Raw genomic sequence first — 25,107 nt, 5'->3', positions numbered from 1 at the left:
CATGGTTCGCTCCACACCATCGTTGCGGAGCGGGCGGCCCCAGGCTCCCACCGCTCCGACGCGTCGTCAGCTGCAGCAGCCGGCCTGGGTTCGACGTCAGCCAGCCTCCACGGCTCGCAACACGGCTGTCCATCCGCTCACCAAGCGCGATGATAATGCGCGGCTCCAGGCGTATGAGCTGGAAGTGAAGGGGCGGTTTGAACGGATCATTCCTGTGCTTCAGCGGCTGTCTGCGCTTCAGCACGACCCCGACTTCACCGCCCAGGCCCAGCGACTGGCCCGTGCTGAACTCGGGTTTGACCTGCCCGAGCCCATCCTGGCCAAGGCCTGGGTGCGCCCTCTGGACATGCGGGCCCTGTTCGCCTGGTGCGTGTTTCAGTCGCACCAAAGCATCAGCGATCGATTCTTTCTGGATGACCCCCTCAACGGAGGGGCCTCAAGTGCACCGGCGGAAGCGTTCAACCGGTTCCTGCTGGAGTGTGGCTTCCATCTTCTCGATGTCACGCCCTGCGCCGATGGTCGCTTGGCACATGCCATCGCTTACACCTTGAGGATCCCGTTCAGTTCGGTGCGGCGTCGGACCCATGCCGGCGCCATGTTCGATGTGGAGAACACCGTCAACCGCTGGGTGAAAACGGAACACCGGCGCTATCGGGAGCAGGTGCCGAATGAGGCCCATGCCCCCACCCGCTATCTGAAAGTGGTGAATTACCACTTCAGTTCCCTGGATCCCGAGCATCAGGGTTGCGCTGCCCATGGCAGCAACGATGCTCTTGCGGCCTCGGCGGGCCTGCAACGGCTGCTTGATTTCCGCGAAGCGGTGGAAAACAGCTTCTGCTGCGGCGCCTCTGTCGATCTGCTCCTGATCGGACTCGACACCGACACGGACGCGATTCGCGTGCATGTGCCCGATCGTGCTGGCAGCTTGCAACTCGACCGCTGGCTCTGCGGCCGGGCTTTGTACGAGAGCACCCTGCCCCTCACGGCCAGCCAGGCTCGGGATGCGGTGACAGCAGCCGTGGAGACGCACCAGGCCGAGGCACCCGACCCGGGGATGGTGCGGTTCATCAGTCAGATGCTGATCAATAATTTTTCCCAGCAGGATTACGTGCGTTCTCTGCATGGTGGCGCCTATCCCGACGCTGGTCACGCCGAGCGCTTCATCGGTGTGGGGATCGGTTTCAAGGAGGTGCACCTTCGCAACCTCACCTATTTCGCCCATCTCGACACGGTGGAGGAGGGCGCGCCTGATCTTGATGTGGGCATCAAGATCTTCAAAGGTCTCAATGTCTCCCGAGATCTGCCGATTCCGGTGGTCGTGCGCTTCGACTATTCCGGCAAGGTGCCTGGCGCTCGCGAGCGGGCCATCTCCGACTGCCGACGGGTGCATGGGGCGATCGCGGAGCGCTATGGCGATCTGATGCAGGACGGACTGCTCCATACCTTCCTCACCATCCGCGATCGCGATGACGCCACCCCTGCCGAACCGGTAGGGTCCTCACTCGATCCTGTTCAGCAGGAGGCCCACTGATCATGTTGATCGTCAAGGTCATCAAGCCCCTCGTTTCCACCAATCGGATCCCTGATTTCGAGCACAAGCATCTCCAGGTGGTGCAGGACGGCAGCACGAAGAAGGTGGCTGTCGACGCCGTCGGCGCCAAACCCGGCGACTGGGTCATCTGTGTGAGCAGTTCGGCTGCGCGGGAAGCGGCCGGCAGCAAGTCGTATCCCAGCGATCTCACCATCGTTGGCATCATCGATCACTGGGAACCGGATCCGCCCAAGCCACCCGCTGCTCCAGCGCCGAGCCCATCCCCTGCGCCGGCGTCCACTCCCCCTGGGGGAGGCGTGGGCTGATGGAAATCATGCAGGTGAAGGGAACCCTGGTGTGCACCTATCGGGTGGCGGGGCTCGACCATATGCACCTGCGCATTCTTCAGAACAGCAAAGGCAAGCAGCTGGTGGCTGTGGATCCTGTTGGCGCCCGCGAGGGCAACTGGGTGTTCACCGCCAGTGGCTCCGCGGCCCGTCACGCTTGTCCCGATAACAAGGTGCTCACGGATCTCACGATTGGTGGGATCATCGACCATTGGATGCCGGATGGATAGCTGACCAGCACCGCCTCCTCCGTTCCATCCCTTCTTCTCTCGCCATGGCCACTCCTGCTCCTCGTCGCCGTTCTTCCGCTTCCACCAGTCCGCCGTCTTCGGCCACGGAGCATGCCAAGGCCGCAACCTCCGGAGCACCCGTCTCTGGCAGCGCCCTGACGCCATCCCCTCCCCAGCCTTCGGCCTCCACAGCCACCACCGCGGCGGGCTCGGCTGCAGCCAAGGCCACCGTCGATGTGACGCCGGTGCCCACGCGTGGCGCCACCACAACACGACGCACCACCACTACCACCCGTCGTTCCACCGGCGTCCGCAGCACGCCGGTGCGCTCCACCAGCGCTCGCGGGAGAGCCACGTCCGTTGGCAGAGCAGGAGGCGGTGGCTCCATGGCTGCGGTTAGTAGCTCCACCCCCAGCGCACCGACCCCGATTCGTGGTGTCGCCCTGGGCATGATCGAGACCAGGGGCATGGTGCCGGCCATCGAAGCTGCCGACGCGATGACCAAGGCCGCTGAAGTGCAGCTGATCTGTCGCGAGTATGTGGGTGGCGGTTACGTGACCGTGATGGTGCGTGGCGAAACCGGTGCCGTCAATGCCGCTGTGCGCGCCGGTGCCGATGCCTGTGAGCGGGTCGGCGACGGTCTGGTGGCCGCCCACATCATTGCTCGCCCGCACCAGGAGGTGGAGCCTGCCCTGGTCGCCACCGGGATCCGGAGGCGTCTCTGATCCGTTGTCATGCTCGGTTCCTGGGTTTTCGCCTAGATTCCCCGGCCAACGCGACTTTGGTTCGCTTCGTTTAATTCCTCTTTCTTGAGCTCGGTTTTCACACTGCCCACCCAAACGGCCTGGCTGATTCCTCTGTATGGAGTGGTTGGCACACTCGTGGCTTGTCCCTGGGCCTTCGGGTGGTTCCGGCGTGATGCTCACCGACCGGCGGCCTACCTCAACATCCTGCTCACCCTGGTGGCGTTTGTGCACGGCAGCCTGGTGTTGCAGGCGGTGATGCGCGCTGGGCCGGCCACGCTCGAGTTTCCCTGGCTGGCTTTTGCCGATCTCGATCTGAGCATCAGCATCAGCTTGTCGCTCACCAACCTGGCCGCTCTGGAGTTGATCACCGGCCTCAGCCTGCTCGCCCAGGTGTATGCCCTCGGCTATCTCGACAAGGAATGGGCGCTGGCGCGCTTTTTTGCCCTGCTCGGGTTTTTCGAGGGGGCGATGTCGGGCGTGGTGCTCAGCGACTCCCTCTTCCAGAGCTATTTCCTCCTGGAGATGCTCACCCTCTCGACCTATCTGTTGGTGGGGTTTTGGTACGCCCAGCCCCTGGTGGTCACCGCCGCCCGCGATGCCTTTCTCACCAAACGCGTCGGCGATGTGATGCTGCTGATGGGTGTGGTGGCCCTGGCCGCCTGGGCTGGAGTGATGCGCTTCGAGGATCTCTATGCCTGGTCGGCCACGCAGACGCTCCCTCCCCTGGCCGCCACTTTGCTGGGCCTGGGGTTGATTGCCGGTCCCACCGGCAAGTGTGCCCAGTTTCCGATGCACCTCTGGCTTGATGAGGCCATGGAGGGGCCGAATCCAGCCTCGATCCTGCGCAACTCTGTGGTTGTCACCTGTGGCGCGATCGTGCTGCTCAAGGTGATGCCCTTGCTCCAGCAGACTCCGGTCACGTTGGTGGTGCTCCAGGTGATCGGCACGATCAGTGCGATTGGGGGTTCCCTCGTGTCGATCGCCCAGGTCGACATCAAACGCAATCTCTCCTATTCAACGACCGCCTATCTGGGGTTGGTGTTCCTTGCCATCGCCCTGCAGGTGCCCGTGCTCGCTCTGCTGCTTCTGTTTGCCCATGCGGTTGCCAAGGCGCTGATGTCGATGAGTGTGGGTGGCGTGATTGCGGCCACCAACTGTCAGGACATCACCGAGCTCGGTGGTCTGGGCTCGCGGATGCCAGCCACATCCGGCGCGTTTCTGATCGGCTCCCTCGGCCTGGTCGGTCTGCTGCCCCTGGGTGGGTTCCTGTGCCTGGCCCAGTCGGTGGAACTGATCGGGGCCCGTGCCCCCGCTTTGCTGAGTGTGTTCCTGCTCACCAATGCGCTCACGGCGCTCAACCTCACGCGTGTGTACCGCCATGTGTTCCTCGGCGCCTCCCTGCTCAAGACTCGGCGGGCGGCGGAGGTGAACTGGCAGATGGCGCTGCCCATGGTGGCCCTTGCGGTGATCGTTCTGCTCACGCCGTTTTTGTTGATCCGGCTTGAATCGCTGGAGGGGATGCTGGCCTTCCCGCTCTGGGCAGCGGCTCTGGTGGTGGGGAGTGGTGCTTTGGGTCTGCTGATCGGGGCGCTGATTCCGCTCAATAAGGCCTGGAGTCGTTCCCTCAACCCGGTGTTGCGTTGGTGTCAGGATCTTCTCGCTTTCGATTTCTACACCGAGCGTTTTTATCGGCTCACGATTGTGCGTGTTGTGGCGGCGTTCTCCACGCTGGCTGATCGTTTCGACCGCGTGGTGGTTGATGGTGTGCTCCATTCCATGGCCCGTCTCTCGTTGCAGAGTGCGGAGGGGCTGAAGCTGAGCATCAGCGGTCGAAGCCAGACCTATGTGCTCACGGCGATTGCAGCGATTGTTCTGTTGTTGTCCAGTTTGAACTGGCTGCAGCGCTGAGAGGGACGCCATGATGTTGACCTTGCTGCTCCTGATCCCCTTCGCCGGTGCGCTGCTGATCAGCCTCTGGCCCTCAGGTGCCGATGGGCCCGTGTTTCGCCGTCTGGCCCTGGTTCTGCTCACGGCCCAGTGTCTACTCGGATTGCCTGTGCTGTGGGCGTTTCAGCCGGGTGAGGCGGGTCTGCAGCTGATCGAGCGCATGCCCTGGCTGCCGAGCCTCGGCCTTGATTACGCCCTCGCCATTGATGGTCTGTCGCTGCCCCTGGTGTTGATGAATGGGCTGCTCTGCTTTGTCGCCGCCTTCACCTCCAGGCGTGTTGAGAATCGCCCCCGGATTTATTTCGCCCTGCTGTTGATCATCAGTGGCGCCGTGAATGGTGCCTTCCTGGCCCAGAACCTGCTGCTGTTTTTCCTCTTTTATGAACTGGAGCTGATCCCGCTCTGGCTGCTGATCGCGGTGTGGGGAGGTGCCAACCGCGCCTATGCCTCCACCAAGTTCCTGATCGTGACCGCAGTGTCGGGTGTGTTGATCCTGGCCGCATTTCTCGGCATGGCCGTGTTGACCGGATCGGCGGACTTCAGCCTCCACCCCGTGCTCGGCACGGACATGGGGCTGCTGAGTCAACTGGTGTTGATGGGGGCGCTCCTGATCGGCTTTGCGATCAAGATTCCCTTGTTTCCCTTTCACACCTGGTTGCCCGACGCCCACACCGAGGCGTCCACGCCGGTGTCGGTGCTGCTGGCCGGTGTGCTGCTCAAGCTGGGGACCTACGGCCTTCTGCGCTTCTGTCTGGGTCTGTTCCCGGAGGCCTGGGCCGTGGCGGCCCCCTGGTTGGCGATCTGGGCCGCGGTTTCCGTTCTCTACGGTTCCCTCGCCGCCATCGCCCAGACCGATATGAAGCGCATGGTGGCCTACAGCTCGGTGGGCCACATGGGCTATGTGTTGCTCGCAGCCGCCGCTGCCACCCCTGTGGCTTTGGTCGGCGCCGTGTTCCAGATGGTGAGCCACGGCTTGATTTCGGCCATTCTTTTCCTGGTGGTTGGCGTTGTGTATGAGCGCACAGGCACCCGCGATCTCAATGTCCTGCGCGGTCTGCTCAACCCCCAGCGGGGTCTTCCCCTCAGTGGCACGTTGATGATTGTGGGCGTGATGGCCAGTGCTGGGATTCCCGGTATGGCTGGGTTCATCTCCGAATTTCTGATCTTCCGCGGCAGTCTTCCGTCGTTCACCGTCGCGACCCTGTTGTCGATGGTGGGCTCCGGATTGACGGCGGTGTACTTCCTGCTCTTGGTGAACCGCGCCTTTTTTGGTCGTTTGGCGATCGCTGTGGGCGATCAGCCCAACCCCCGCATCCTGTTGCCCGTTCCGTTGGCTGAGCAGATGCCTGCGATTCTGCTCAGCCTGGGCGTGTTGGTGCTCGGGTTGGCCCCCGACCTCCTGGTGGGCATCAGTGAAGCGGCCACCACCGGGCTCAGCCAGCTTGCTCTCACCGCTTTGCCGGGAGGATTCACCTGATGTCCCAGCTCCTGTCCCAGTTCCAGCTTCAGACTCCGCCCGATCGTGAGCAGCTGATCGAGCGCCTCCTCGGCGATGTGCCTCTTCTGGCCGACACCCCGGATCACCTGCTTCAGGTGGTGAATGTGCTGGAGAGCTACGGCATTGTTCTTGATGCCTACAGCCGCAACCTGGTGTATCAGGGGCAGACGCAGTTGCTCAATCCTTTTCCGGTGTTGCGCTTTTTCCACGACGGTTTCAGCCTGTCGCGGCTCTGGCGGCATCTGGCCGGGGATCGGATCAATTTTGAATATGCCGAGTACTGCCAGAAAGCGATGTTCTGGCACGGCACCGGAGGCCTTGATGCCTATCTCGACAGTCCGCCCTTCCTGGCAGTCTGTGATCGCATCATCCAGCTGAAGCGCCGGCGGGATCCCCTGCTGGCTGCCGTCAACGCCCTGTTCCCGGGCTTCGCCCCGGAGGCGATCCGCTCCCTGACCACCATCTACGCCCTCGGCCTCTTCTGGCGGGTGATGAGCGATCTGTTCCTCGATCTGGCCCGTCGCTATCGCCTCGGTGAGGTGGCTTCTGTGCGCGATGTGGTGCATCACATCCGCGATGGCCTCGTGGCAGCCGCTGCCGATCCGATCACCTATCAGGTGGAGCTGGGCGGAGAAACGATCTGGATCCTGCCGCCGGAGGCCGGCCTCACGTTTCTTGCCGACGTCGCCGTGCCCTACGTGGAAGCGGTGTTCTTTCGGGGCATGCCCTTTCTGGGCACGGTGTCCTACAACGCCCAGGCTCAGCAGATTTCTCCCGATCCCAGCAGCTTTCGGTATGGGGCGCTCTATGCCGATCCCCTGCCGAGCATGGGGGCTGGAATCCCGCCGAGTCTCTGCATGCAGGACATGTATCGCCATCTGCCTGAGGAGCTCAGTGGCTGGTACGACCGCCATGGGCGCGGTCAGGTGGATGTGCACGTGCAGATCTGCATCAGCTTCCAGAAATCAATGTTCTGCGTCACCAACGGTGCCATCGCCGGCACCATGCCCCATCCGCTGGACAGCGAGGATCCCGAGGCCCGCGAGGCGAACCTGGCCTATGCCCAGTCCTGGGTGGATCGACTGATGGGCACCCGTCGCGAAGCCCTGATCTAGGTTCAGCCAGAGAGCTGGGAGGCTGGAGAGCGTGGAGCAACCGATTGCGATGGGGCAGGGCCCTACCGGGAGGCATCAATGGCAGCAGCGCGAGCGCCCGATCCGTCTGGAGCGACGTGTTGAATTTGAAACCTACGGCGCCACCCGCGATTTTCTTGATCGACTTGGTGAGTTCAGCGAGCAACAGCAGCGTTTCCCTGATATCAGCTTTGGCCGCACCTATGTGAATCTGACGCTGCGGCCGGGTGATGAGTCTGAGGGCGCCCAGCTGCGGGAGGAGGATCATGCCTTCGCTGCAGGGGTCGATGGACTCCTCGATTGATCTTTCGGCGAGCCTCGCCGAATCCGGCGTGGCTGAGGTGCTGGAGCAGCTCGACCGTGAGTTGATCGGTTTACAACCGGTGAAGACGCGGATTCGCGAAATTGCCGCTCTGTTGTTGGTGGATCGGGCGCGCCGTTCCTTGGATCTGCCCAGCTCTGCACCATCGCTGCATATGTCGTTCACCGGTCATCCGGGAACGGGTAAAACCACCGTGGCCAATCGCATCTCTGAGATTCTGAACCGGCTTGGTTATTTGCGCAAAGGTCATGTGGTCACGGTGACCCGTGACGATCTGGTTGGGCAGTATGTGGGCCATACCGCTCCGAAAACCCGCGAGATGATCAAGCGGGCGCAGGGGGGTGTGTTGTTCATTGATGAGGCTTACTACCTCTATAAACCTGGAAATGAAAGGGATTATGGCGCTGAAGCCATCGAAATCCTGCTGCAGGATATGGAGCGGCAACGCAATGATTTTGTCGTAATTTTTGCTGGCTACAAAGACAGGATGCAGCAGTTTTATCACTCCAATCCAGGGCTTTCATCGCGTGTGGCTCATCACATTGATTTTCCGGATTACAGCGATTCCGAACTCATGGCGATCGCCTTGCTCTTGTTGCAAAAGCAGAGCTACCGGTTTGCCGATGATGCCCAGGAGGTGTTTGCGGATTACATCCGTCGTCGTCGTCAGTTGCCGTTCTTTGCCAATGCCCGCTCGATTCGCAATGCCCTCGATCGCCTGCGTCTGCGTCAGGCCAACCGGCTGTTTTCCCGGATGGATCAACCGCTCAGTCGCGATGACCTGATCACGATTGAGGCTGCCGATATTCAGGCGAGCCGGGTGTTTCAAGGGGAGGTGGAAGGTGTGGATCCCGCCCGCCCGCTGACGTCTTGAGGTTGTGAATGGGTGGCTGCGGCGTCTCAGACCTTGGGTTGCTGCAGATCGCGACGGATCAGGGCGAGCAGATAGGAGGGAGCTTTGTAACGGGTGGGAAGGCAGCGGTTGAGGGTTTCCAGGTGTCCCCAGCAGACGGTTTTCTGGATGTCCTGGGTGCTGCGACCTTCCTTCAGCAAGCGGCGCAGGGCCTTGCAATACAGGGGATAGCCCGCCTCCAGTTCACCGATGGTCAGCTTGGTCTGGGCCATGGGGTCACGCAGCGCAACTCTCAACCTATGCAACCGGCTGCCCCTCGGTCGACCGTTGGCGGATGGCCTGCTTCAGCTGTTCGGCCCCAGTCCGGCCAGGTGGAGCACCAGTTGGCTGTTGTGCTCTCGTGCCAGTTGTTCGATCTCCTGGATCGGCCCCTGCAGCCAGCGCGCGACCTGAAGCATGGCGTTCAGATCCAGGGCGTGATCCACCCCACGCTCCAGGCCGCTGAGGCGGCTGAGTCTGCTGTGTTCCACCCCGAGGGATTGGAGCCAGTCGCGCAGTGGCGCACTCAGCTGGTGGTGGCAGGCCTCCAGCCAGAGATTCCAGTCGTCGTCTTGGTGAACCGGAATCTGCAGGCTGATCTGGAGGCTTTCGCTGGGATCCAGCAGGGTGGTGGTGACCCGTTGCGGCGTGCTGCCGGAGTAGAGCAGCTGCCAGCCCTGGCCGATCAGGGTGCGGGCGGCTTGATCACGGAGATCCAGGCAGGGCAGGGAATCGGTTGATGCTGCTACCGGGGTGATCTCGGAGATTGATGGCATCACCATGGTTCAGGAGCTGAGCCCTGATTAAGAGCCAACGGGTGGAGGCCGCGGTGAGCTGGATGACACCGTTGCCGAATCCGCACCGGTGGTGGTCAGCCCAGGTAGGCAACGCAATCGATCTCCACCCGGGCGCCCTTCGGCAGGGCCGCCACCTGTACGCAGGCCCGCGCCGGGCTCACCCCCGCACCAAACATCTCCGCATAGATGGCATTGACGGCCTGAAAATCATTCAGATCGGCCAGGAACACGGTGGTGCGAACCACCTGGGCGGCACTGGCACCTGCAGCGGAGAGCACAGCTTCCAGATTGTGCAGCACCTGGCGGGTCTCCGCCTCCACATCCCCGGCGCCGACCATGGCACCGCTGTGGGGATCCAGGGGGATCTGGCCTGAGCAATAGAGCCACTCGCCGGCGCGCACCGCCTGGTTGTAGGGACCCACCGGGGCCGGGGCCGCAGGAGTGTTGATCGCCTCAGGGCTGGCGGATGCCGGCATGGTCGGGTCGCAGAATGAGCGGGCATCATCGCCCCTGAGGACTATGGAGGGTCGCGGATCAGAGGCCGCGCCGGTTGCGGTGTCGGGCCTTTGGCACCGCTACCCGGGACGCGACAGCGATTGGACGCTGAAGGGCATCGATCTGAGCCTGGCGGCGGGAGAGCTGGTGGGGTTGCTCGGCCCCTCCGGTTGCGGCAAGACCACCCTCCTGCGCCTGATCGCCGGCTTTGAGGAGCCCTCCCGGGGGGAGGTGTTCCTGCAGGGGCAGATCGCCGCCGATGCTCAGCGCTGTCTGCCCCCGGAACGGCGTGGTGTGGGCATGGTCTTTCAGGACTACGCCCTCTTTCCCCACCTCACCGCGTGGGAGAACACGGTGTTCGGCCTGCGCAGGGGGCAGGACACCAGCCGGGCGTCCTGGCTGCTGGAGCTGCTGGGTCTTGAGCGGCTCACCGCCCGCTATCCCCATGAACTCTCCGGTGGTCAGCGCCAGCGGCTGGCCCTGGCCAGGGCCCTGGCGCCCGCTCCCGCTGTGGTTTTGCTCGATGAACCTTTCTCCAATCTCGATGTGGAGGTGCGCCTGCGTCTGCGCAGTGAATTGCCCGCCGTGCTCAGCCGTTGCGGCACTTCGGGCGTCCTCGTGACCCACGATCCCGGGGAGGCCCTGGCGATCTGCGATCGGGTCGCGGTGATGCAGAACGGCATCATTCATCAATGTGCGTCGCCCCGCACCCTCGTGGAGCAACCGGCGACGCCATTCGTGGGCCGTTTCGTGCTTCAGGGCAATCTGCTGCCGGTGCACGCCGACGCTGGTGGCCATCTGGTCTGCCCCCTGGGCCGCTTCCCGATGCCCGCCGGGATCTGTCCCGACGATCTGGCCGAGGCCTCGGTGCTGATCGATCCGGCCGCCATTCGCCTGGTCCCGGATGCGTCGGCTGAGGCCTGCGTGATGGGTCGGGAATTTCTCGGACGCGAATGGCTGTATCGGGTGGAGGTGGGATCGCGTCAGCTGCGGCTGCGCCTACCCTTGCAAAGCGACTACCGGCGCGGCACCCGCTGCCGCCTGGAGCTGTCACCGGGTGAGGCGGTGGTGCTCTATCCCCAGCGTCTGCCGCTGCTGGCCTTGGCCTCCAGCTGAGATCGCTTCAGCCCCTCCAGTGATCCTTGTGCTGGCGCAGCGTCCCCAGCTCCTCCGCATCGGCGGCCCGCAGCATCAGATTGGTTTCCCGTTCGATCGCGATCGTGCTGGGCAGGCTGCAGCCCCCCTCTCGGCGCAGGGCCTGCACCGCCCTCAAGCGCTGTTGAATCGCCTCGTTCGTTGGTTGCAGCGCTGCAGCCCAGCGCAGGTTGGCTTCGGTGTATTCGTGGGCGCAATGCACGGTGGTGTCGGACGGTAGACGGCTGAAGCGCTGCAGGGCGCGATGCATGTCGGCGGCTGTGCCCTCAAACAGGCGACCGCAACCGCCGCTGAACAGGGTGTCGCCGCAGAAGAGGGCCGCTGGGCCTCCATCGCTGGGGGTGAGCACAAAGGCGATGTGGGCACGGGTGTGGGCGGGAACCTCCATCACCTCAAGCTCCCCGTCGAGCAGGGGAATCCGCTCGCCTTCCCGCACCGACAGGGTCTGGAACGGGATCCGGTCTCGATCGTTGGCGGCGGCCAGCACCGCCGCCTCTGGCCAGCGTTGCAGCAGTGCCGGCGTGCCGCCGATGTGATCGGCGTGGTGATGGGTCTGGAGCACCGCGTCCAACCGGAGCGCGCGGGCGTCGAGCCAGGCGATCACCTCCGCGGCCACGGCGGGGTCAACCACCACCGCCCGATCTCCGGCCACCCAGATCCAGACGATGTTGTCCTGGAGCACGGGCAGGGCGTGCAGGCCATCGCGCACCTCGGCAGCAGGGGGCATCGTTAAAGTCCATGTCGACGCATCACTCCATGATCACCGTCGCCCTGGCCAAGGGAGCGCTCTTGAAGGATTCCGTCGCTCGGTTCGCTGCGGCAGGGCTGGATTTCAGCGCCGTCCTCGACCCCGACAATCGCCAGTTGATGGTGCCGTCCGCCTGCGGCAAGGCCCGGGCTCTGCTGGTGCGCAACGGCGACGTGCCGGTGTATGTGGCCTATGGCCAGGCCCAGTTGGGAGTGGTTGGTTACGACGTGCTGCGGGAACACCAGATGCCCGTTGCCCAGCTGGTGGATCTGGGCTTCGGCGGCTGTCGCATGTCGGTGGCGGTGAAGGACGGCAGCGGCTATCGCAGCGCCGCCGATCTGCCTCCCCATTGCCGCGTTGCCAGCAAATTCATCCACTGCGCCCGCACCTATTTCGATGCCCTCGATCTGCCGGTCGAACTGGTGCATCTCACCGGATCCGTGGAGCTCGGGCCGATCACCGGCATCGCCGAAGCGATCGTCGACCTGGTGGCCACCGGCAGAACCCTGCGGGACAACGGCCTGATCGCGATTGAAGACCTGTTTCATTCCACCGCCAGGCTGGTGGGCCACCCCCTGTCGCTACGGCTCGATCGCGGTGAGCTGGGCGCCATCGTGGAAGCGATGCGGTCGTCCGCCGGCCATCCGGCGGCAGCAGCCTGATGGCCGGCTCTGATCTGCAGCGCGTCACGCGGCTCGGTCGCTATCTCGGCCGCGATCGACGCCGGCTCACGCTCACCCTCGTGTTGCTCCTGCCGGTGGCCCTGGCCGGTGCGATCCAACCCCTCCTGGTCGGCCAGGCGATTGCCGTGCTGCGGCGCACGGGCGGTGCCACCAACGAATCGGTGCTTCCCCTGTTGCAGTCGCTCGACACGCCGGTGGCGGTCCGCCTGCTGGTGATCACGCTGCTGGTGTCGGTGTTGTTGCGCCTGGGTCTGCAGGGATTTCAGTCGTTCAATATTCAGGCGGTCGGGCAGCGCCTCACGGCCCGGATCCGCAACGATCTGTTTTCGCATGCGATGCAGTTGTCGCTTCGCTTTCACGACCGGATGCCGGTCGGCAAGTTACTCACCCGGCTCACCAGCGATGTCGATGCTCTCGCGGAGGTGTTCGGCAGCGGTGCCGTCGGCGTGCTCGGCGACCTGGTGACCCTCCTGGTGATTGCGATCACCATGCTGTTGGTGGAATGGCGTCTCGGGCTGTTGCTGCTGGTGTCCCAGGTGCCGGTGGTTCTCACCATTCTCTGGTTGCAACGGCGCTTCCGGAAGGCCAACTACCGGGTGCGCGAGGAGTTGTCGCAGCTGAACGCTGACTTTCAGGAAAACCTGCAGGGCCTGGATGTGGTGCAGATGTTCCGGCGAGAGGCGGCGAACAGCGCCCGTTTTGCCCACACCGGACAGGCCTACCGCCGTGCTGTGAATGGCACGATCTTCTTCGACAGCAGCATCTCCGCCTTCATCGAGTGGGTGGCGCTCGGGGCTGTGGCCGTGGTTCTGGCGCTTGGCGGCTGGATGGTGACCGCCGGGGCGATCGGTCTGGGCACCCTGACCACGTTCATCCTCTATTCGCAGCGATTGTTTGACCCCCTGCGTCAGTTAGCTGAACGCTTCACCCAGATTCAGGGGGGCCTGACGGCCGTGGAGCGCATCGGCGAACTGCTCGAGGAGCCCCTCGACATCGTTGACCACACCCTGGGCGAGGTTGATCACCCCCTGGGCGGGACCACGGCGTCGCGTCGCTCCAGCACCACGCCAGCCCACCTCGTGGCCCTGCCGGCCCGTCGCGGCGAGGTGGTTTTTGAGAACGTGAGTTTTGCCTATCGCCCCGATGAGCCGATCCTTCGCGATCTCAGTTTCCGGATTGCCGCCGGCGAGCATGTGGCCCTGGTGGGGCCGACGGGATCCGGCAAAAGCACGGTGATCCGTCTGCTCTGCCGGTTGTATGAACCCCAGCAGGGCAGGATCTTGCTCGACGGCCAGGACATTCGTGATTGGTCCGTGCCGGAGTTGCGCCGGCAGCTGGGGGTGGTGTTGCAGGACACCTTTCTTTTCAGCGGCAATGTGGCCGATAACCTGCGCCTGGATGTGCCGATCGATGATGAGCGCCTCCAGCAGATTTGCCGGGATCTCGGCCTCGAACCCCTGTTGGCCCGGTTGCCTGAAGGCTTGAACTCCCCGTTGCGGGAACGGGGCGGCAACCTGTCGTCTGGTGAGCGTCAGCTTCTCGCGGTGGCCCGGGTGGCGATCCGCAATCCCACGGTGCTGGTGATGGATGAGGCCACCGCCTTCATGGATCCCTCCACCGAGGCCACCCTGCAGCGTGATCTCGATCGCCTGCTTGAACGCCGCACGGCTGTGGTGATCGCCCACCGCCTGGCGACCGTGGAAGCGGCGGATCGGATCTTGGTGTTGCGGCGTGGTCGCCTGATCGAGCAAGGCACCCATCGGGAGTTGCGTGCGCTCGGCGGTCTTTATGCCGAGCTGGCCGAGCTGCAGGAGCGCGGGCTGGCCAAGCTCTGAAGCCAGCCATGGATCGCCCCGGCCAGCTCGCTGGCGTGGGATTGCATCGGCAGATGGCCGCAACCCTCCAGATGGATCAGCGCATGCCGCGGGCTGTAGCTGGCGAGATGGCGCACGTAGCCCGGCTCCATGACGCGGTCGTCACTGCCGCTGATCCAGAGATTGGCTACCGGCAGGTCGGCCACCAGGTTGGGAATTTGTCGGATCGCCCCCCGGCAGGTGCTGTTCATCAACAGGCCGAGGGCAGCGCGTTCCTCCGCCTGAAACGGACCGAGTGCCAGGGGGAGCCGGGGGCGCAGCCGCACCACCAGGCGGCCGCCGCGGCGCAGGCGCTGGAACGGCCGCGGCTGGTAGATGCCGCCACCGGCAGCAATCAGCACCAGGGCATGGAGACGCCCCGGCGTGTGGTGCTCGAGCACCCGGGCCGCATGCAGGGCCACACTCGCCCCAAGGGAATGGCCCATCAAGACGATCGGGCGAGGACCAGCCTTTGCGAGGGCCTGATCCGCGAGCCAGCGGCCATAGGCCGCCAGGGTGGGCAGCAGGGCCGTGGGGCGATGCCGTTCCCCGAACCCCGGCAGATCCGGACACCACAGGGGCATGGTCGCCTCGCCTCCAGCGGTGGGCGACATGTCCGCCCAGACCGGTTCAAACGCTGCCCAGACCTTGCGGCTGAGCATCCAGCCGTGGATGCCGACCAGCAGCGGAACCGGGGAAGGCTGGACAGGCATCGGCCGCAGCGGGGATTCCATGCTGACCGGAGAACGGGGTGATGCGTCAGGATCGGAACCGATTCGCAAGGCTTGGGTGATCAGCGCACCACCGCTCACGTCGCAGTCGATGGTGCAGGCCTACGGCGAGAACGCCCGTCTCTGCGCGTCTCCGAATCCCCAGGTGAGCCTGGTGTTCAGCCGCTCCAGACCCCTGGATCTCGTCGAGCTGGAGCGTCTGCTTGAGGCGGTGGGCTGGAGCCGGCGGCCCGTGCGCCGGGTCCGACGCGCCCTGGAGAACAGCCTGATCACCGTTGGGCTCTGGCGTCATGACCCCCGGGTGCCCCGGCTGATCGGGTTTGCCCGTTGCACCGGGGATGGGGTGCTTGAGGCCACGATCTGGGATGTGGCCATCCATCCGCTCTATCAAGGGGCCGGCCTGGGCCGGCAGTTGATGGATTATCTGCTCGATGCCCTGCGTGCGATGGGAACCGAACGGGTCACCCTGTTCGCCGACCCCGGCGTGCTGCCGTTCTATGAGCGCCTCGGTTGGGAACTGGAGCCGAATGGGCATCGTTGCGGCTTCTGGTATGCCAGCTGAGCCCCGTTTCAGCGGGCGTAGAGAACGGCCAGGCGTTCGGGTGGCTCTCCCTGGCGCCAGCGTCGTCGCAGCCGCGCGTTCTGCCAGCTGCGTCGGATGACGCCGCAGCGGTCCCAGCGTCGACCATCGGTGCTGATCGGGCAGGGCAGGCTCTGCAGGTGAGCTCGCCGGCCGATGCGCAACACCAGATCCAGGTCTTCCATCAGGGAGATCGGCGCAAAGCCCCCGCAGGCGTCGTAGAGACGCCGGTGAATCAGCAGGCCCTGGTCGCCGTAGGGGGTCTGGCCCAGCTGGCTCCGCAGCTGCACGGCCCATTCCAGCAGACGTCGGGCGGCGGTGCTGGGGGCAATCCTCAGGCGGAAGAACCAGGCGGTGCCCATCTCGGCATCGGCGTGGTGGGCCGCCCGGCTGATCGCCCGGCTCACGCACTCCGCCCAGTCGGGCGGCAGGCGGCTGTCGGCGTGAAGAAACAGGAGCCAGGAGTGCTGGGCCCGATGCGCCCCGGTGGCCAATTGCCTGCCGCGGCAGGGGGGCGTGCTGCTCAGCACCCGGGCCCCCGCCAGGGCGGCATTGGCGGCACTGCGATCGGTGCTTCCCCCATCCACCAGCAACAGTTCGTATCCGGCCGGCCAGCGTTGCAGATCCGCCAGCAGCAAGGACAGCCGCTCCGCCTCATTCAGGCAGGGGATCACCACGCTCAGGGGAGGTGGTGCTGGCAGGGCGCGGTCGTCAGCCATGGACGCCGGAGGCCAGCCACGGGCTCAGGTCATCGATCCGATCCAGGTCGTTGCGGGTGGAGAGCAGCCAGGGATCCAGCCCCTGGGCCCTGGCCCGTTGCCGGGTGATCGCCAGCACCCGCTCGCTGCCCCAGGGCATGGCGCTGAAGGGCCAGCTCACCACCGGCTGCAGCAGGTGCGTTTGGAGGCCCAACAGCCAGTAGCCCCCATCCGCCGCCGGACCCAGCACCAGGGGGTGGTGCTGCAGTGCGTCCAGGGCTGCCATCAGGTCGCGGCCCTCCAGGCCCGGAAGGTCGCTGCCGATCAGGAGGATGGCGCTGCCGCGGTGGCGCCGCTGGGCCTGCAGCAGCTGGCGGCGCATGCGCTCCCCCAGCCCGCCGGCTCCCTGGAGCGTTGGGGTGCCTGCGCGTCGCCCCAGCCAGCGACGGGCCGCTTTGCTGCCGCAGCCGGAGAGGGCGACGCGCAGGTGCACATGCCCCGCCTGATCGAGGGCACAGGCCACGGCCAGGCTGTGATGGCTGAGACGCCGCTGGATCGCCGCCGCCCTCTGGGCTCCCACGCCGTGCGACAGCCGACGCTTGCAGCGCCCCTCGGCCGGCCAGCGCCCCATGATCACCACCACGGGCCGGTGGGCGGCGCTGCAGTCGGTGCCGTTCATCCCTCCCGGGGCAGTTCCGCAGGACGCACCGTCAGCGTTTGGGTGTTGCCATCCCGTTCCACGCTGAGGGGCATCGGCTGGCCGACCCGGCCCCGATCCACGGCCAGCTGCACCTGGGAGGGGTCCTTCACCGCTTCACCGTTGACGCTGCGGATGAGATCGCAGGGCCGGATTCCGGCCCGGGACGCGGGGCTGTCCTCCACCACTTCAATCACCAGCACTCCATTCACTTCCGGGACGCGGCAGGATTGGCTGGTGGCGTTGATCTCACGGGCCAGCTGGGGGGTGAGACTCTGGAGTCGCACGCCGATGAAGGGGTGGGAGGCCTGGCCTGTGCTGATGATCTGCTGGGCGATCCGCTTGGCCAGGTTGATCGGAATCGCGAAGCTGAGGCCGGCCCCCGGGGCCTGGCGGATGGCGGTGTTGATCCCGATCACCTGTCCGGATGCGTTGATCAGCGGCCCGCCGCTGTTGCCTGGATTCACGGCCGCATCGGTCTGGATGTAGGGCACCCGCTGGCCTGCCCCCACCGCGTTGGTGCGTTCCACGGCGCTGATGATGCCGGCGGTGACGGTGTTGTTCAGCCCCAGCGGGTTGCCGATGGCAATCGCCCATTCCCCGGGTTTGAGGTCATCGGAATTTCCCAGGGGGGCCACCGGCAGCTTCTCGGCCACCACTTTCACCACGGCCACATCCGTGAGTGGATCTCCCCCCAGCACCTTGCCGTTGTAGCTGCGGCCATCGGGGAGGGTCACCGACACCTGGTCGGCCCCTTCCACCACATGGGCGTTGGTGAAGATCAGGCCGTCGGATCGGGTGATGAAGCCTGATCCCTGCCCCGCCTGTTGCTGAATCGAGGGCCCCGCGCCGAACAGGTTCCCCAGCGGGTTGCTGATTCGTTTCACGGTGTCGATCCGCACCACGGCCGGGCCGACCCGTTCCACCGCCGACACGATCACGTTTCTGCCCGGTTGTAGCGGCGCCGAGCGCGGCCCATCGCTGACGACGGGGGCGGGGCTGCTGGTGTCGGGTTTGGAATCGAGGCCGAGGCGCTGACGCCAGGAGGGATCACAACCCGTCAACCCCAGGCCCATGACGCTGAGTCCCAACCAGCGGAGAAGGCGCTGCCTGGAGGGGTGCGCGGCGGGGGCCATGGCGTTGCTGCGATCGGAGACGAGGGTCTCATTAAAGACGGACCAACCGGCTTGGGGTGCGTAGATTCGGCTCTCCAGGAAACTTGAGGGTGTGGTGCTGACCGGCAGCGAGCTGTGGAACAAGGTGCAGCACGCCCTCCAGTCGAGCCTCAGCAAGCCCACGTTTGAAACCTGGATCCGGCCGGCCCGCTGCAGCGCCTTCGCCGATGGCGAACTCACGCTTCAGGCCCCCAACAGCTTCGCGAGCAACTGGCTGCGCAAGAACTACGTGGCCACCATCGCCGAGGTGGCCAGTGACCTGCATGGTGCTCCGGTCACGGTGACCGTGCTGGCCCGGGAGGAGGCGGCGGCCGATCCGCCCCAAGCCGCCCAGTCCCAGGCCGCTGGGGTGGCTCCGGCGGCGACCGCCAACCCCACAACCACCACCACAGCCGCAGCCTCTGGCGCAGCACCGCGGCGGCTGCCCGGTTTGAACATGCGCTACGTGTTCAACCGGTTTGTGGTGGGCCCCAACAGCCGCATGGCCCATGCCGCCGCCCTCGCGGTGGCGGAATCACCCGGGCGGGAATTCAACCCTCTGTTTATCTGCGGTGGCGTGGGTCTGGGCAAGACCCACCTGATGCAGGCGATCGGGCATTACCGCTTGGAGATCGATCCCGACGCCCGCGTGTCCTACGTGTCGACCGAAACCTTCACCAACGATCTGATTCAGGCGATCCGTAAGGACGGGATGCAGGCGTTTCGCGACCGCTATCGCGCCACGGATCTGATTCTTGTGGATGATATTCAGTTCATTGAAGGGAAGGAATACACCCAGGAGGAGTTCTTTCACACCTTCAATGCCCTGCACGAGGCTGGCCGGCAGATCGTGATCGCCAGTGATCGACCGCCCAGCCAGATTCCCCGTTTGCAGGAGCGCCTGATTTCCCGATTTTCGATGGGATTGATCGCCGATATTCAGGCGCCCGATCTGGAGACGCGGATGGCGATTCTGCAGAAAAAAGCGGAACAGGAACGGGTCACCTTGCCGCGGGACCTCATCCAGTACATCTCCGGGCGTTTCACATCGAACATCCGCGAACTCGAGGGTGCTCTCACCCGGGCGGTGGCTTTCGCGTCGATCACCGGTCTGCCGATGACGGTGGAATCGGTGGCGCCGATGCTCGATCCCAGCGGTCAGGGGGTGGAGGTGACGCCCCAGCAGGTGATTGAGAAGGTGTCAGAGGTGTTTGATGTGTCGGCCGATGACATGCTCAGCAGCAGCCGACGTCGTGCCGTGAGCCAGGCGCGGCAGGTGGGGATGTTCCTCATGCGTCAGGGAACCGGGCTGAGCCTGCCCCGGATCGGTGAGACCTTCGGGGGCAAAGACCACACCACCGTGATGTATGCGATCGAGCAGGTGGAGAAGAAACTCGCCAGTGACCCCCAGCTCGCCAGTCAGGTGCAACGGGTTCGGGATCTGCTGCAGATCGATTCACGCCGCAAGCGTTAAGCCTCCCCTTTCCAGCCGGCCAGGTGGGAGGCCGCCGGTGAGCGGGCCAGCCGCCGCGCCGTCGGCAGTGCAGGCTCCAGGCAGCCGGAGTGGAAGGGCGGCAGGGGGCGCCGGCGCAGCCAGGCGCCCCAACGGAATTCGTGATATGGAATCAGGGGCTGGGGGCGCAGGACTCCCTCTTTCTTCAGCTTCCACACCAGGCTGCGATAGGGATCGTCCTGAAGGTCGAGCAGGCTGGTGGGGAGTTGCTCTGGTGGCCAGGGGCCCTGTCCCCGGCCGTCGTGCAGGTAGAGCCAGCCCCGGCTTTGCAGTTCCCGCAGGGTCTCGGCTCGGCTGCTGGACGCGACCTCGGCAACCAGATAGCCGAAGGTGGTGACCGAAGCATTCAGCTCAAGCAGGGCGCGCAGCCTGTGATGGCGATCGATCATCCACAGATCTCCCGTTTGGTTGCGCACCAGGGGCACGGGTTTGCTGCGCAGGTAGCGCCGCTGTTGCTCGAGTGTGTCGCGGGCAAAGTCGTGTTGTCGGCTCCGGATTTCGGCCAGCCCGATGCAGAGTTGGGTGGGTTGGAGCGCAGCGACCGCCACCTCGAAGAGTTCAACGCCCTCGGCTTTGGGAATGGGCTCGTAGTGAGACAGGTGCAGGATCTGCATGGGGCGGTGGCTCACCCACTATGGAGTCTCAAATTCCCGCCTCGAGGATGCTCATCTGCACCACGCCAACGCTCTGAGGGATCGGCTTCGGTCCCCAGGGCGTGGCTGAAACGGCAAAGGTATAGATGTCGGCCGGAGGGTTGGTGCCGATGCGAAAGGCCACGGTGACGGTGGAGCCGGCGGGTACGGGTTTCGGAAATCGGATCGCGATCGAGCGGGCCTCATTGCTGAAGCTGGCGGTCACCGGCACGGCGGCGCCTTCGCGGCGGGGTGTGCCCAGAAATGCGGTGGGTTGGATCGCTCCGTAATAGAAGGCGGGTTGCACGCCGCGAATCTGTTCCAGGCTGATGCCGCCGAGGCCGGCTTCGGCGCCGGCGGGCAGCTCAAGCACGAAGAAGAGTTCTGCGCCTCCCTCGAAGGCATACCAGCGGTAATTGATCAGCTTCGCTTTGGTGGGCACGGCCACAAAGCTGGTCTGACCGTTGATCTCGATCGCCTGAAGCGCCGGTGGCGGCACCCATAACCCGGTCATGGCGATGCTGATGGCGGTGCTGATGGCCGCCTTGAACCTGCGCTGAATCGTCCCCATGCTGGAAGGGTTGGCAATGCCGTGATTCTGAATCGCGTTTCGGGCTTCGGGCTCTCTAGCTTTTGGCCTGGAACGCTTGCCCCTTCTCCCTTTTCCCATGTTCGACGCCTTCACCAAGGTTGTTGCCCAGGCTGACGCCCGTGGCGAATTCATCAACGCCGGCCAGATCGATGCTCTGGCTGCCATGGTTGCTGACAGCAACAAGCGCATGGATGCTGTGAACCGCATCACCTCCAACGCTTCTTCCATCGTCACCAACGCCGCTCGCGAACTCTTCGCCCAGCAGCCCGCCCTGATCGCCCCCGGGGGGAACGCTTACACCCACCGCCGCATGGCTGCCTGCCTGCGCGACATGGAGATCATCCTCCGCTACGTCACCTACGCCGCCTTCACCGGCGATGCTTCCGTGCTGGAAGACCGTTGCCTCAACGGCCTGCGTGAGACCTACCTGGCCCTGGGCGTCCCCGGCGCTTCCGTCGCTGAAGGCGTTCGCAAGATGAAGGATGCGGCTATCGCCATCGCCAACGACAAGAACGGCATCACCGCTGGTGACTGCTCCGCTCTGATGTCTGAAATCGGCACCTACTTCGACCGCGCTGCCGCTGCTGTCGCCTGATCCGGCTCCATTCTGCGCTCAGGCGCCCTACTCGGGCGCCTGAGTCACCAAGGGGATCCAGAGCACGCTGGTTTTGGCTTTGGCGCTGCGGCTCTGCCACTCCCCCAGCTCCTGCATCAGGGCCAGGCAATCGTCGCGTCGTCCTTCCTGAGCGAGGCTTTTTAAGCGGGCTGCCATGTCGTCGCAGGTGATCAGCATGGTCAGTTCCCGGCGCATCGGAGCGCTGATGCGGCCATCAGGTGGCTGGGGGCGTCGCTTGTTTTTCATGGGGTGTTCCAGCTCTTTCCCGCACGATAACGATCTCTTTACCTGCGGTCAGGTGTCCCAGCACACCCCCGAGGTGATGATTGCCTTTGGCCACAGAACAGGTCAGGGCTTGTGTCGTCCTCCGTTCGTCATCACAATGCTGTGATGTGTGGGTCGCCTGTTGGCTGCGCCGATGGAAACGTCATTTGATCTGGTGGTGCTGGGGGCCGGTTCCGGTGGTCTGGCCGCTGCCAAACGGGCGGCGCGTTATGGCGCCAGAGTCGCCATCGTGGAAGGGGATCGGGTTGGCGGCACCTGTGTGATCCGGGGCTGCGTGCCCAAAAAACTGCTGGTGTATGGCTCCAGGGTGAGTGAGCAACTCCAGGAAGCCCCTGCCTATGGCGTGGAGATCGCCTCCGCCCAGTTCCACACCTCCCGCTTGCTGGCCAATGTCCGCCAGGAGGTGGATCGTCTCAATGCCCTCCACATCAGCCTGTTGGAGAAGGCTGGCGTCACCCTGGTGAGTGGCTGGGGTCGCTTTCAGGATCCCCATCGGATTGCCGTGTCGTCGCGTCCCGGAGGAGAGGCGGAGCAGGTGTTGCAGGCCGGGCGCACCCTGATCGCCGTCGGTGGCCGCCCCCATCGGCCCCAGATTCCCGGTGCCGAGCTCGGTTGGGTCAGCGATGACATGTTCCTCCAGGATCAATTTCCGGAGCGGGTGGTGATCGTGGGTGCCGGCTTCATTGCCTGTGAATTCGCCTGCATCCTCAGCGGCCTCGGGGTGCAGGTCACCCAGTTGGTGCGAGGCGATCACCTCCTCCGGGGGTTCGATCGTGAGCTGTCGGCGGTGGTGCAGGAGGGCATGGAGGAGAAAGGCATCGCCTTGCGCTTCTGCCACAGTCCAGCGGCGATCGAGGGGGCGCCAGGGGATTGCACCGTGATCACCCAGGCGGGAGAGCGGCTTGCGTGCGGTGGCGTATTGCTCGCCACCGGTCGTCGCCCTTTTCTGGAGGGTCTCAACCTGGAGGCCGCCGGGGTGGCGGTGGAAGGGCATCACATTGCCGTCGATGCTGACCAGGCCACGAACGTGCCCCACATTCATGCCGTCGGTGATGTGACCGATCGGATCTGCCTGACCCCCGTGGCTGTGGATGAGGGACGCGCCTACGCCGACACCGTGTTCGGCCGATCCCCCCGTCGGGTGGATCATGATCTGGTCGCCAGCGCTGTGTTCAGCCAGCCGGAGCTGGCCACCGTAGGGCTGAGCGAAGAGCTGGCGTTGGAGCGTTATGGGGCCGAGGCGATCGTGGTGCATCGCGCCCGGTTCCGCTCCATGGCCCAGGCCTTGCCGAAGAGTGGGCCGCGCTGCCTGCTCAAGCTGGTGGTGAACAAGGAGAGCGATCGCGTGCTCGGCTGCCACATGGTGGGAGAGCATGCGGCCGAGATCATTCAGATGGCGGCGATCGCCGTTGGCATGGGGGCCACCAAGGCCGATTTCGATCGCACCATGGCGCTGCACCCCACGATCTCGGAGGAATTCGTCACGATGGCCTGAGCTGGGGCGGCTCAGGCGACATTGAGGCTGTCGAGCCGTTGCCGCAGGTGGTTCATCAGCCGCTCCTGCGCCAGCTGGCAGATGGCCTCCACCACCGGATCGGTGGCCGTATACCGAGAGCGGTTCCCATCCCGTTCCACCTGCACCAGCCCGGCTTTCTGCAGTTGGCCGAGCTGGCGGCTGAGATGGGACTGACTGAAGCCGGTGCGGTCCATCAGAGTGGCCACATCGCTGCTGCCGTTGCGGATTTCGCACATCAGGCGCAGGCGTGCCGGTTCGCCCAGCAGTCGGAAAAAGCCGCTCAGCTCCTCGATCATTTCGGGGGAGAGCTGATGCATGGAACACCCTTCGGCGTGTTCTGGTTGTCTCGCCATGGCCTCCCCTATGCCGATACAGGCATTATGCCGTCGTGATGCGATGCGGCCATGGATGCCCGCCCGATCGCGGAAGGGCGCTACCACCAGGGAGACAGCGCCGTGGTGCAGGTCCTGGGCCGAAAACCATGAGCGATGTTGATATGCGTGTACACTCATAAAGTGATCTGAGGACCCATGGCTAGCTCTTCGCTTCTCCAGGCCGCCGCAGGAGGCCATTCCCTGCTTCTGCGCCAGTTGTTCGATGCTGAGACCGGTACCTTCAGCTACCTCCTGGTGGATGTGCCCTCGGCCAAGGGTGTGCTGATCGATCCGGTCTTCGAGCGTCATGAGCGGGATCTCGCCCTGGTGCGTGAGTTAGGGGTCGATCTGGTGGCCTGCCTCGACACCCACGCCCATGCCGACCATGTCACCGGCAGCTGGCTGATGCATGAGGCCACCGGTGCCGCCATCGGCCTCGCCGCCGCCGCTCGCGCCGAGAATGTCACCCAGCCCCTGCAACACGGCGATCGGGTCGGTTTCGGAGCCCGTGCCCTGGAGGTGCGTGCCACTCCAGGGCACACCGATGGCTGTCTCACCTTCGTGTTGGATGACGCCAGTGCGGCCTTCACCGGCGATGCCTTGTTGATCAGGGGTTGCGGCCGCTCCGATTTCCAGCAGGGCAACGCTCACACCCTCTATCGCTCGATCACCGAGCAGATCCTCTCCCTGCCCGACCAGTGCCTTCTCTATCCCGGCCACGACTACAGCGGTCGTCAGGTGACCAGCGTTGCCGAGGAGCGTGCCCTCAACGCCCGTCTGGGTGGTGGGGCCGATGAGCGGGATTTCGTGATTCATATGGAATCGCTCAAACTTCCCCACCCGCATCGCATCGCCCAGGCCCTGCCGGCGAATCTGCGCAGTGGGCGCCCCCGGATCGATGGGCCGGACCAACCCGCGTGGGCACCGTTGAAGCGCAGCTACTCCGGCCTGCCGGAGCTGGAGCCCGAGTGGGTCGCCGACCATCTCGCCGAGCTCACGATTCTCGACGTTCGCAACGCCGATGAAGCCCGGGGGCCCGATGGCGCGCTGCCCGGCAGCCGCAACATCCCTCTGCCCGAACTGGCGGAGCATCTCGATCGACTCGATCCGGAGGTTGCCACCGTGGTGTTCTGCCATGCCGGTAGCCGTTCCGCCCTCGCGACCCAGCAGTTGGTCAAGGCCGGTTTCAAGAAGGTCGCCAACCTGCGCGGCGGACTTCAGGACTGGTATCGCAAAGGGCTGCCCATGCCCGAACCCCTCAGCGTCTGAGCGGCACCGGACCTGTTTCCCAGGGTTGATTCACCGCCTTCCTTCCCCTTCCCCTTCCCATTCCCATTCACCC

General features: G+C 64.8%; 29 protein-coding genes. 17 read left to right on the top strand and 12 right to left on the bottom strand.

What is annotated here, in order from left to right; genetic code table 11:
- The first annotated feature begins 1 nt into the window (after position 1).
- From SynRS9909_RS09465 to cbbX, 9 genes are all read left to right on the top strand, one after another.
- A complete protein-coding gene (locus tag SynRS9909_RS09465; RefSeq protein WP_007101971.1) occupies positions 2-1,531 on the top strand; it encodes a carboxysome shell carbonic anhydrase in 1,530 nt (509 codons plus the stop codon).
- Positions 1,532-1,533: 2 nt separating this feature from the next.
- On the top strand, positions 1,534-1,857 hold the full coding sequence (locus SynRS9909_RS09460) for a carboxysome peptide A (RefSeq protein WP_007101972.1): 324 nt from the start codon (positions 1,534-1,536) through the stop codon (positions 1,855-1,857).
- Positions 1,857-2,108: a carboxysome peptide B gene (locus SynRS9909_RS09455; RefSeq protein WP_007101973.1), complete on the top strand. Its 252-nt coding sequence runs from the start codon at positions 1,857-1,859 to the stop codon at positions 2,106-2,108. The genes SynRS9909_RS09460 and SynRS9909_RS09455 overlap by 1 nt, the downstream gene beginning before the upstream one ends.
- Before the next feature lie 44 nt (positions 2,109-2,152).
- Positions 2,153-2,833 carry a BMC domain-containing protein gene (locus tag SynRS9909_RS14125; protein ID WP_083774486.1) on the top strand — a complete coding sequence of 227 codons (681 nt, stop codon included), beginning with the start codon at positions 2,153-2,155 and terminating at the stop codon, positions 2,831-2,833.
- A gap of 84 nt (positions 2,834-2,917) precedes the next feature.
- On the top strand, positions 2,918-4,762 hold the full coding sequence (locus SynRS9909_RS09440; RefSeq protein WP_007101975.1) for an NAD(P)H-quinone oxidoreductase subunit F: 1,845 nt from the start codon (positions 2,918-2,920) through the stop codon (positions 4,760-4,762).
- Between the two features lie 10 nt (positions 4,763-4,772).
- Complete coding sequence (locus SynRS9909_RS09435) at positions 4,773-6,278, top strand: NADH-quinone oxidoreductase subunit M (protein WP_007101976.1); 1,506 nt, start codon at positions 4,773-4,775, stop codon at positions 6,276-6,278.
- The gene (locus SynRS9909_RS09430) at positions 6,278-7,414 is read left to right on the top strand and encodes a CO2 hydration protein (RefSeq protein ID WP_007101977.1); all 1,137 of its coding nucleotides are present in this window, start codon (positions 6,278-6,280) and stop codon (positions 7,412-7,414) included. Before SynRS9909_RS09435 ends, SynRS9909_RS09430 begins: the two co-directional genes overlap by 1 nt.
- Before the next feature lie 49 nt (positions 7,415-7,463).
- Positions 7,464-7,736 carry a 4a-hydroxytetrahydrobiopterin dehydratase gene (locus SynRS9909_RS09425; RefSeq protein WP_038001913.1) on the top strand — a complete coding sequence of 91 codons (273 nt, stop codon included), beginning with the start codon at positions 7,464-7,466 and terminating at the stop codon, positions 7,734-7,736.
- Positions 7,720-8,628: a CbbX protein gene (gene cbbX, locus SynRS9909_RS09420; RefSeq protein ID WP_007101979.1), complete on the top strand. Its 909-nt coding sequence runs from the start codon at positions 7,720-7,722 to the stop codon at positions 8,626-8,628. The genes SynRS9909_RS09425 and cbbX overlap by 17 nt, the downstream gene beginning before the upstream one ends.
- A 26-nt stretch (positions 8,629-8,654) precedes the next feature.
- Here the strand turns inward: cbbX and SynRS9909_RS09415 are convergent, their stop codons facing one another.
- From SynRS9909_RS09415 to SynRS9909_RS09405, 3 genes are all read right to left on the bottom strand, one after another.
- Complete coding sequence (locus tag SynRS9909_RS09415; RefSeq protein WP_130129579.1) at positions 8,655-8,879, bottom strand: DUF3136 domain-containing protein; 225 nt, start codon at positions 8,877-8,879, stop codon at positions 8,655-8,657.
- Positions 8,880-8,951: 72 nt separating this feature from the next.
- A complete protein-coding gene (locus SynRS9909_RS09410; protein WP_240307762.1) occupies positions 8,952-9,422 on the bottom strand; it encodes a hypothetical protein in 471 nt (156 codons plus the stop codon).
- 95 nt (positions 9,423-9,517) lie between these two features.
- Entirely contained in the window at positions 9,518-9,919 is a 402-nt protein-coding gene (locus SynRS9909_RS09405) for a Rid family detoxifying hydrolase (RefSeq protein WP_007101983.1), read from the bottom strand.
- Positions 9,920-9,962: 43 nt separating this feature from the next.
- On the opposite strand from SynRS9909_RS09405, the gene SynRS9909_RS09400 reads away from it, so the two are divergent.
- Complete coding sequence (locus SynRS9909_RS09400; protein WP_007101984.1) at positions 9,963-11,054, top strand: ABC transporter ATP-binding protein; 1,092 nt, start codon at positions 9,963-9,965, stop codon at positions 11,052-11,054.
- 7 nt (positions 11,055-11,061) lie between these two features.
- Here SynRS9909_RS09400 and gloB read toward each other — a convergent pair whose 3' ends face one another.
- Positions 11,062-11,820 carry a hydroxyacylglutathione hydrolase gene (gene gloB, locus SynRS9909_RS09395; RefSeq protein ID WP_007101985.1) on the bottom strand — a complete coding sequence of 253 codons (759 nt, stop codon included), beginning with the start codon at positions 11,818-11,820 and terminating at the stop codon, positions 11,062-11,064.
- Positions 11,821-11,849: 29 nt separating this feature from the next.
- On the opposite strand from gloB, the gene hisG reads away from it, so the two are divergent.
- Both hisG and SynRS9909_RS09385 read left to right on the top strand, forming a co-directional pair.
- Positions 11,850-12,503 (top strand): ATP phosphoribosyltransferase, encoded by a 654-nt coding sequence (gene hisG, locus SynRS9909_RS09390; RefSeq protein WP_007101986.1) that lies wholly within the window; start codon positions 11,850-11,852, stop codon positions 12,501-12,503.
- A complete protein-coding gene (locus tag SynRS9909_RS09385) occupies positions 12,503-14,359 on the top strand; it encodes an ABC transporter ATP-binding protein (RefSeq protein WP_007101987.1) in 1,857 nt (618 codons plus the stop codon). The genes hisG and SynRS9909_RS09385 overlap by 1 nt, the downstream gene beginning before the upstream one ends.
- Here SynRS9909_RS09385 and SynRS9909_RS09380 read toward each other — a convergent pair.
- Positions 14,311-15,090 (bottom strand): alpha/beta fold hydrolase, encoded by a 780-nt coding sequence (locus tag SynRS9909_RS09380; RefSeq protein WP_038001914.1) that lies wholly within the window; start codon positions 15,088-15,090, stop codon positions 14,311-14,313. The two genes, SynRS9909_RS09385 and SynRS9909_RS09380, sit on opposite strands and share 49 nt — an antisense overlap.
- 109 nt (positions 15,091-15,199) lie before the next feature.
- Here SynRS9909_RS09380 and SynRS9909_RS09375 point away from each other — a divergent pair, with 109 nt between their 5' ends.
- Positions 15,200-15,670: a GNAT family N-acetyltransferase gene (locus SynRS9909_RS09375; RefSeq protein ID WP_186593841.1), complete on the top strand. Its 471-nt coding sequence runs from the start codon at positions 15,200-15,202 to the stop codon at positions 15,668-15,670.
- An 8-nt stretch (positions 15,671-15,678) separates the two neighbouring features.
- Here the strand turns inward: SynRS9909_RS09375 and SynRS9909_RS09370 are convergent, their stop codons facing one another.
- Genes SynRS9909_RS09370 through SynRS9909_RS09360 form a run of 3 tightly spaced genes read right to left on the bottom strand, consistent with a single transcriptional unit; the run spans position 15,679 to position 18,219 of the window.
- Entirely contained in the window at positions 15,679-16,407 is a 729-nt protein-coding gene (locus SynRS9909_RS09370; RefSeq protein WP_007101990.1) for a TIGR04283 family arsenosugar biosynthesis glycosyltransferase, read from the bottom strand.
- Positions 16,400-17,065: a TIGR04282 family arsenosugar biosynthesis glycosyltransferase gene (locus tag SynRS9909_RS09365; protein WP_007101991.1), complete on the bottom strand. Its 666-nt coding sequence runs from the start codon at positions 17,063-17,065 to the stop codon at positions 16,400-16,402. The genes SynRS9909_RS09370 and SynRS9909_RS09365 overlap by 8 nt, the downstream gene beginning before the upstream one ends.
- Positions 17,062-18,219 carry a trypsin-like peptidase domain-containing protein gene (locus tag SynRS9909_RS09360; protein WP_007101992.1) on the bottom strand — a complete coding sequence of 386 codons (1,158 nt, stop codon included), beginning with the start codon at positions 18,217-18,219 and terminating at the stop codon, positions 17,062-17,064. Before SynRS9909_RS09360 ends, SynRS9909_RS09365 begins: the two co-directional genes overlap by 4 nt.
- A gap of 91 nt (positions 18,220-18,310) precedes the next feature.
- On the opposite strand from SynRS9909_RS09360, the gene dnaA reads away from it, so the two are divergent.
- Positions 18,311-19,711 (top strand): chromosomal replication initiator protein DnaA, encoded by a 1,401-nt coding sequence (gene dnaA, locus SynRS9909_RS09355; protein WP_186593717.1) that lies wholly within the window; start codon positions 18,311-18,313, stop codon positions 19,709-19,711.
- Here dnaA and SynRS9909_RS09350 read toward each other — a convergent pair.
- On the bottom strand, positions 19,708-20,364 hold the full coding sequence (locus SynRS9909_RS09350; protein WP_186593716.1) for a ParB-like protein: 657 nt from the start codon (positions 20,362-20,364) through the stop codon (positions 19,708-19,710). The two genes, dnaA and SynRS9909_RS09350, sit on opposite strands and share 4 nt — an antisense overlap.
- A gap of 28 nt (positions 20,365-20,392) precedes the next feature.
- Complete coding sequence (locus tag SynRS9909_RS09345) at positions 20,393-20,953, bottom strand: DUF2808 domain-containing protein (RefSeq protein WP_007101995.1); 561 nt, start codon at positions 20,951-20,953, stop codon at positions 20,393-20,395.
- A gap of 97 nt (positions 20,954-21,050) precedes the next feature.
- Between SynRS9909_RS09345 and SynRS9909_RS09340 the strand changes: the two genes are divergently transcribed.
- Positions 21,051-21,569, top strand: coding sequence for a phycocyanin subunit beta (locus SynRS9909_RS09340; RefSeq protein ID WP_007100570.1), 519 nt, complete (start codon positions 21,051-21,053; stop codon positions 21,567-21,569).
- Positions 21,570-21,596: 27 nt separating this feature from the next.
- On the opposite strand, the gene SynRS9909_RS09335 is transcribed toward SynRS9909_RS09340, so the two are convergent.
- Positions 21,597-21,836 carry a hypothetical protein gene (locus SynRS9909_RS09335; RefSeq protein ID WP_007101996.1) on the bottom strand — a complete coding sequence of 80 codons (240 nt, stop codon included), beginning with the start codon at positions 21,834-21,836 and terminating at the stop codon, positions 21,597-21,599.
- 172 nt (positions 21,837-22,008) lie between these two features.
- Between SynRS9909_RS09335 and gorA the strand changes: the two genes are divergently transcribed.
- The gene (gene gorA, locus SynRS9909_RS09330; RefSeq protein WP_007101997.1) at positions 22,009-23,370 is read left to right on the top strand and encodes a glutathione-disulfide reductase; all 1,362 of its coding nucleotides are present in this window, start codon (positions 22,009-22,011) and stop codon (positions 23,368-23,370) included.
- 11 nt (positions 23,371-23,381) lie between these two features.
- On the opposite strand, the gene SynRS9909_RS09325 is transcribed toward gorA, so the two are convergent.
- Positions 23,382-23,744, bottom strand: coding sequence for a helix-turn-helix transcriptional regulator (locus SynRS9909_RS09325; protein WP_240307763.1), 363 nt, complete (start codon positions 23,742-23,744; stop codon positions 23,382-23,384).
- 177 nt (positions 23,745-23,921) lie between these two features.
- Between SynRS9909_RS09325 and SynRS9909_RS09320 the strand changes: the two genes are divergently transcribed.
- A complete protein-coding gene (locus SynRS9909_RS09320; RefSeq protein ID WP_007101999.1) occupies positions 23,922-25,034 on the top strand; it encodes an MBL fold metallo-hydrolase in 1,113 nt (370 codons plus the stop codon).
- Positions 25,035-25,107: the final 73 nt, after the last annotated feature.

Origin of the sequence: Synechococcus sp. RS9909, from assembly GCF_014279595.1 — a bacterium.
In the GTDB taxonomy this organism is placed as follows: Bacteria; Cyanobacteriota; Cyanobacteriia; order PCC-6307; family Cyanobiaceae; genus Synechococcus_C.
This window is presented reverse-complemented; position numbering and strand designations above follow the sequence as displayed.

Bases quoted from the DNA above. Each gene is read 5' to 3' on its own strand.
- SynRS9909_RS09465 (WP_007101971.1), top strand. From the start codon at position 2: ATGGTTCGCTCCACACCATCGTTGCGGAGCGGGCGGCCCCAGGCTCCC.
- SynRS9909_RS09460 (WP_007101972.1), top strand. From the start codon at position 1,534: ATGTTGATCGTCAAGGTCATCAAGCCCCTCGTTTCCACCAATCGGATC.
- SynRS9909_RS09455 (WP_007101973.1), top strand. From the start codon at position 1,857: ATGGAAATCATGCAGGTGAAGGGAACCCTGGTGTGCACCTATCGGGTG.
- SynRS9909_RS14125 (WP_083774486.1), top strand. From the start codon at position 2,153: ATGGCCACTCCTGCTCCTCGTCGCCGTTCTTCCGCTTCCACCAGTCCG.
- SynRS9909_RS09435 (WP_007101976.1), top strand. From the start codon at position 4,773: ATGATGTTGACCTTGCTGCTCCTGATCCCCTTCGCCGGTGCGCTGCTG.
- SynRS9909_RS09430 (WP_007101977.1), top strand. From the start codon at position 6,278: ATGTCCCAGCTCCTGTCCCAGTTCCAGCTTCAGACTCCGCCCGATCGT.
- SynRS9909_RS09425 (WP_038001913.1), top strand. From the start codon at position 7,464: ATGGGGCAGGGCCCTACCGGGAGGCATCAATGGCAGCAGCGCGAGCGC.
- cbbX (WP_007101979.1), top strand. From the start codon at position 7,720: ATGGACTCCTCGATTGATCTTTCGGCGAGCCTCGCCGAATCCGGCGTG.
- SynRS9909_RS09415 (WP_130129579.1), bottom strand. From the start codon at position 8,879: ATGGCCCAGACCAAGCTGACCATCGGTGAACTGGAGGCGGGCTATCCC.
- SynRS9909_RS09410 (WP_240307762.1), bottom strand. From the start codon at position 9,422: ATGCCATCAATCTCCGAGATCACCCCGGTAGCAGCATCAACCGATTCC.
- SynRS9909_RS09405 (WP_007101983.1), bottom strand. From the start codon at position 9,919: ATGCCGGCATCCGCCAGCCCTGAGGCGATCAACACTCCTGCGGCCCCG.
- SynRS9909_RS09400 (WP_007101984.1), top strand. From the start codon at position 9,963: ATGGAGGGTCGCGGATCAGAGGCCGCGCCGGTTGCGGTGTCGGGCCTT.
- gloB (WP_007101985.1), bottom strand. From the start codon at position 11,820: ATGCCCCCTGCTGCCGAGGTGCGCGATGGCCTGCACGCCCTGCCCGTG.
- hisG (WP_007101986.1), top strand. From the start codon at position 11,850: ATGATCACCGTCGCCCTGGCCAAGGGAGCGCTCTTGAAGGATTCCGTC.
- SynRS9909_RS09385 (WP_007101987.1), top strand. From the start codon at position 12,503: ATGGCCGGCTCTGATCTGCAGCGCGTCACGCGGCTCGGTCGCTATCTC.
- SynRS9909_RS09380 (WP_038001914.1), bottom strand. From the start codon at position 15,090: ATGCCTGTCCAGCCTTCCCCGGTTCCGCTGCTGGTCGGCATCCACGGC.
- SynRS9909_RS09375 (WP_186593841.1), top strand. From the start codon at position 15,200: ATGGTGCAGGCCTACGGCGAGAACGCCCGTCTCTGCGCGTCTCCGAAT.
- SynRS9909_RS09370 (WP_007101990.1), bottom strand. From the start codon at position 16,407: ATGGCTGACGACCGCGCCCTGCCAGCACCACCTCCCCTGAGCGTGGTG.
- SynRS9909_RS09365 (WP_007101991.1), bottom strand. From the start codon at position 17,065: ATGAACGGCACCGACTGCAGCGCCGCCCACCGGCCCGTGGTGGTGATC.
- SynRS9909_RS09360 (WP_007101992.1), bottom strand. From the start codon at position 18,219: ATGGCCCCCGCCGCGCACCCCTCCAGGCAGCGCCTTCTCCGCTGGTTG.
- SynRS9909_RS09350 (WP_186593716.1), bottom strand. From the start codon at position 20,364: ATGCAGATCCTGCACCTGTCTCACTACGAGCCCATTCCCAAAGCCGAG.
- SynRS9909_RS09345 (WP_007101995.1), bottom strand. From the start codon at position 20,953: ATGGGGACGATTCAGCGCAGGTTCAAGGCGGCCATCAGCACCGCCATC.
- SynRS9909_RS09340 (WP_007100570.1), top strand. From the start codon at position 21,051: ATGTTCGACGCCTTCACCAAGGTTGTTGCCCAGGCTGACGCCCGTGGC.
- SynRS9909_RS09335 (WP_007101996.1), bottom strand. From the start codon at position 21,836: ATGAAAAACAAGCGACGCCCCCAGCCACCTGATGGCCGCATCAGCGCT.
- gorA (WP_007101997.1), top strand. From the start codon at position 22,009: ATGGAAACGTCATTTGATCTGGTGGTGCTGGGGGCCGGTTCCGGTGGT.
- SynRS9909_RS09325 (WP_240307763.1), bottom strand. From the start codon at position 23,744: ATGGCGAGACAACCAGAACACGCCGAAGGGTGTTCCATGCATCAGCTC.
- SynRS9909_RS09320 (WP_007101999.1), top strand. From the start codon at position 23,922: ATGGCTAGCTCTTCGCTTCTCCAGGCCGCCGCAGGAGGCCATTCCCTG.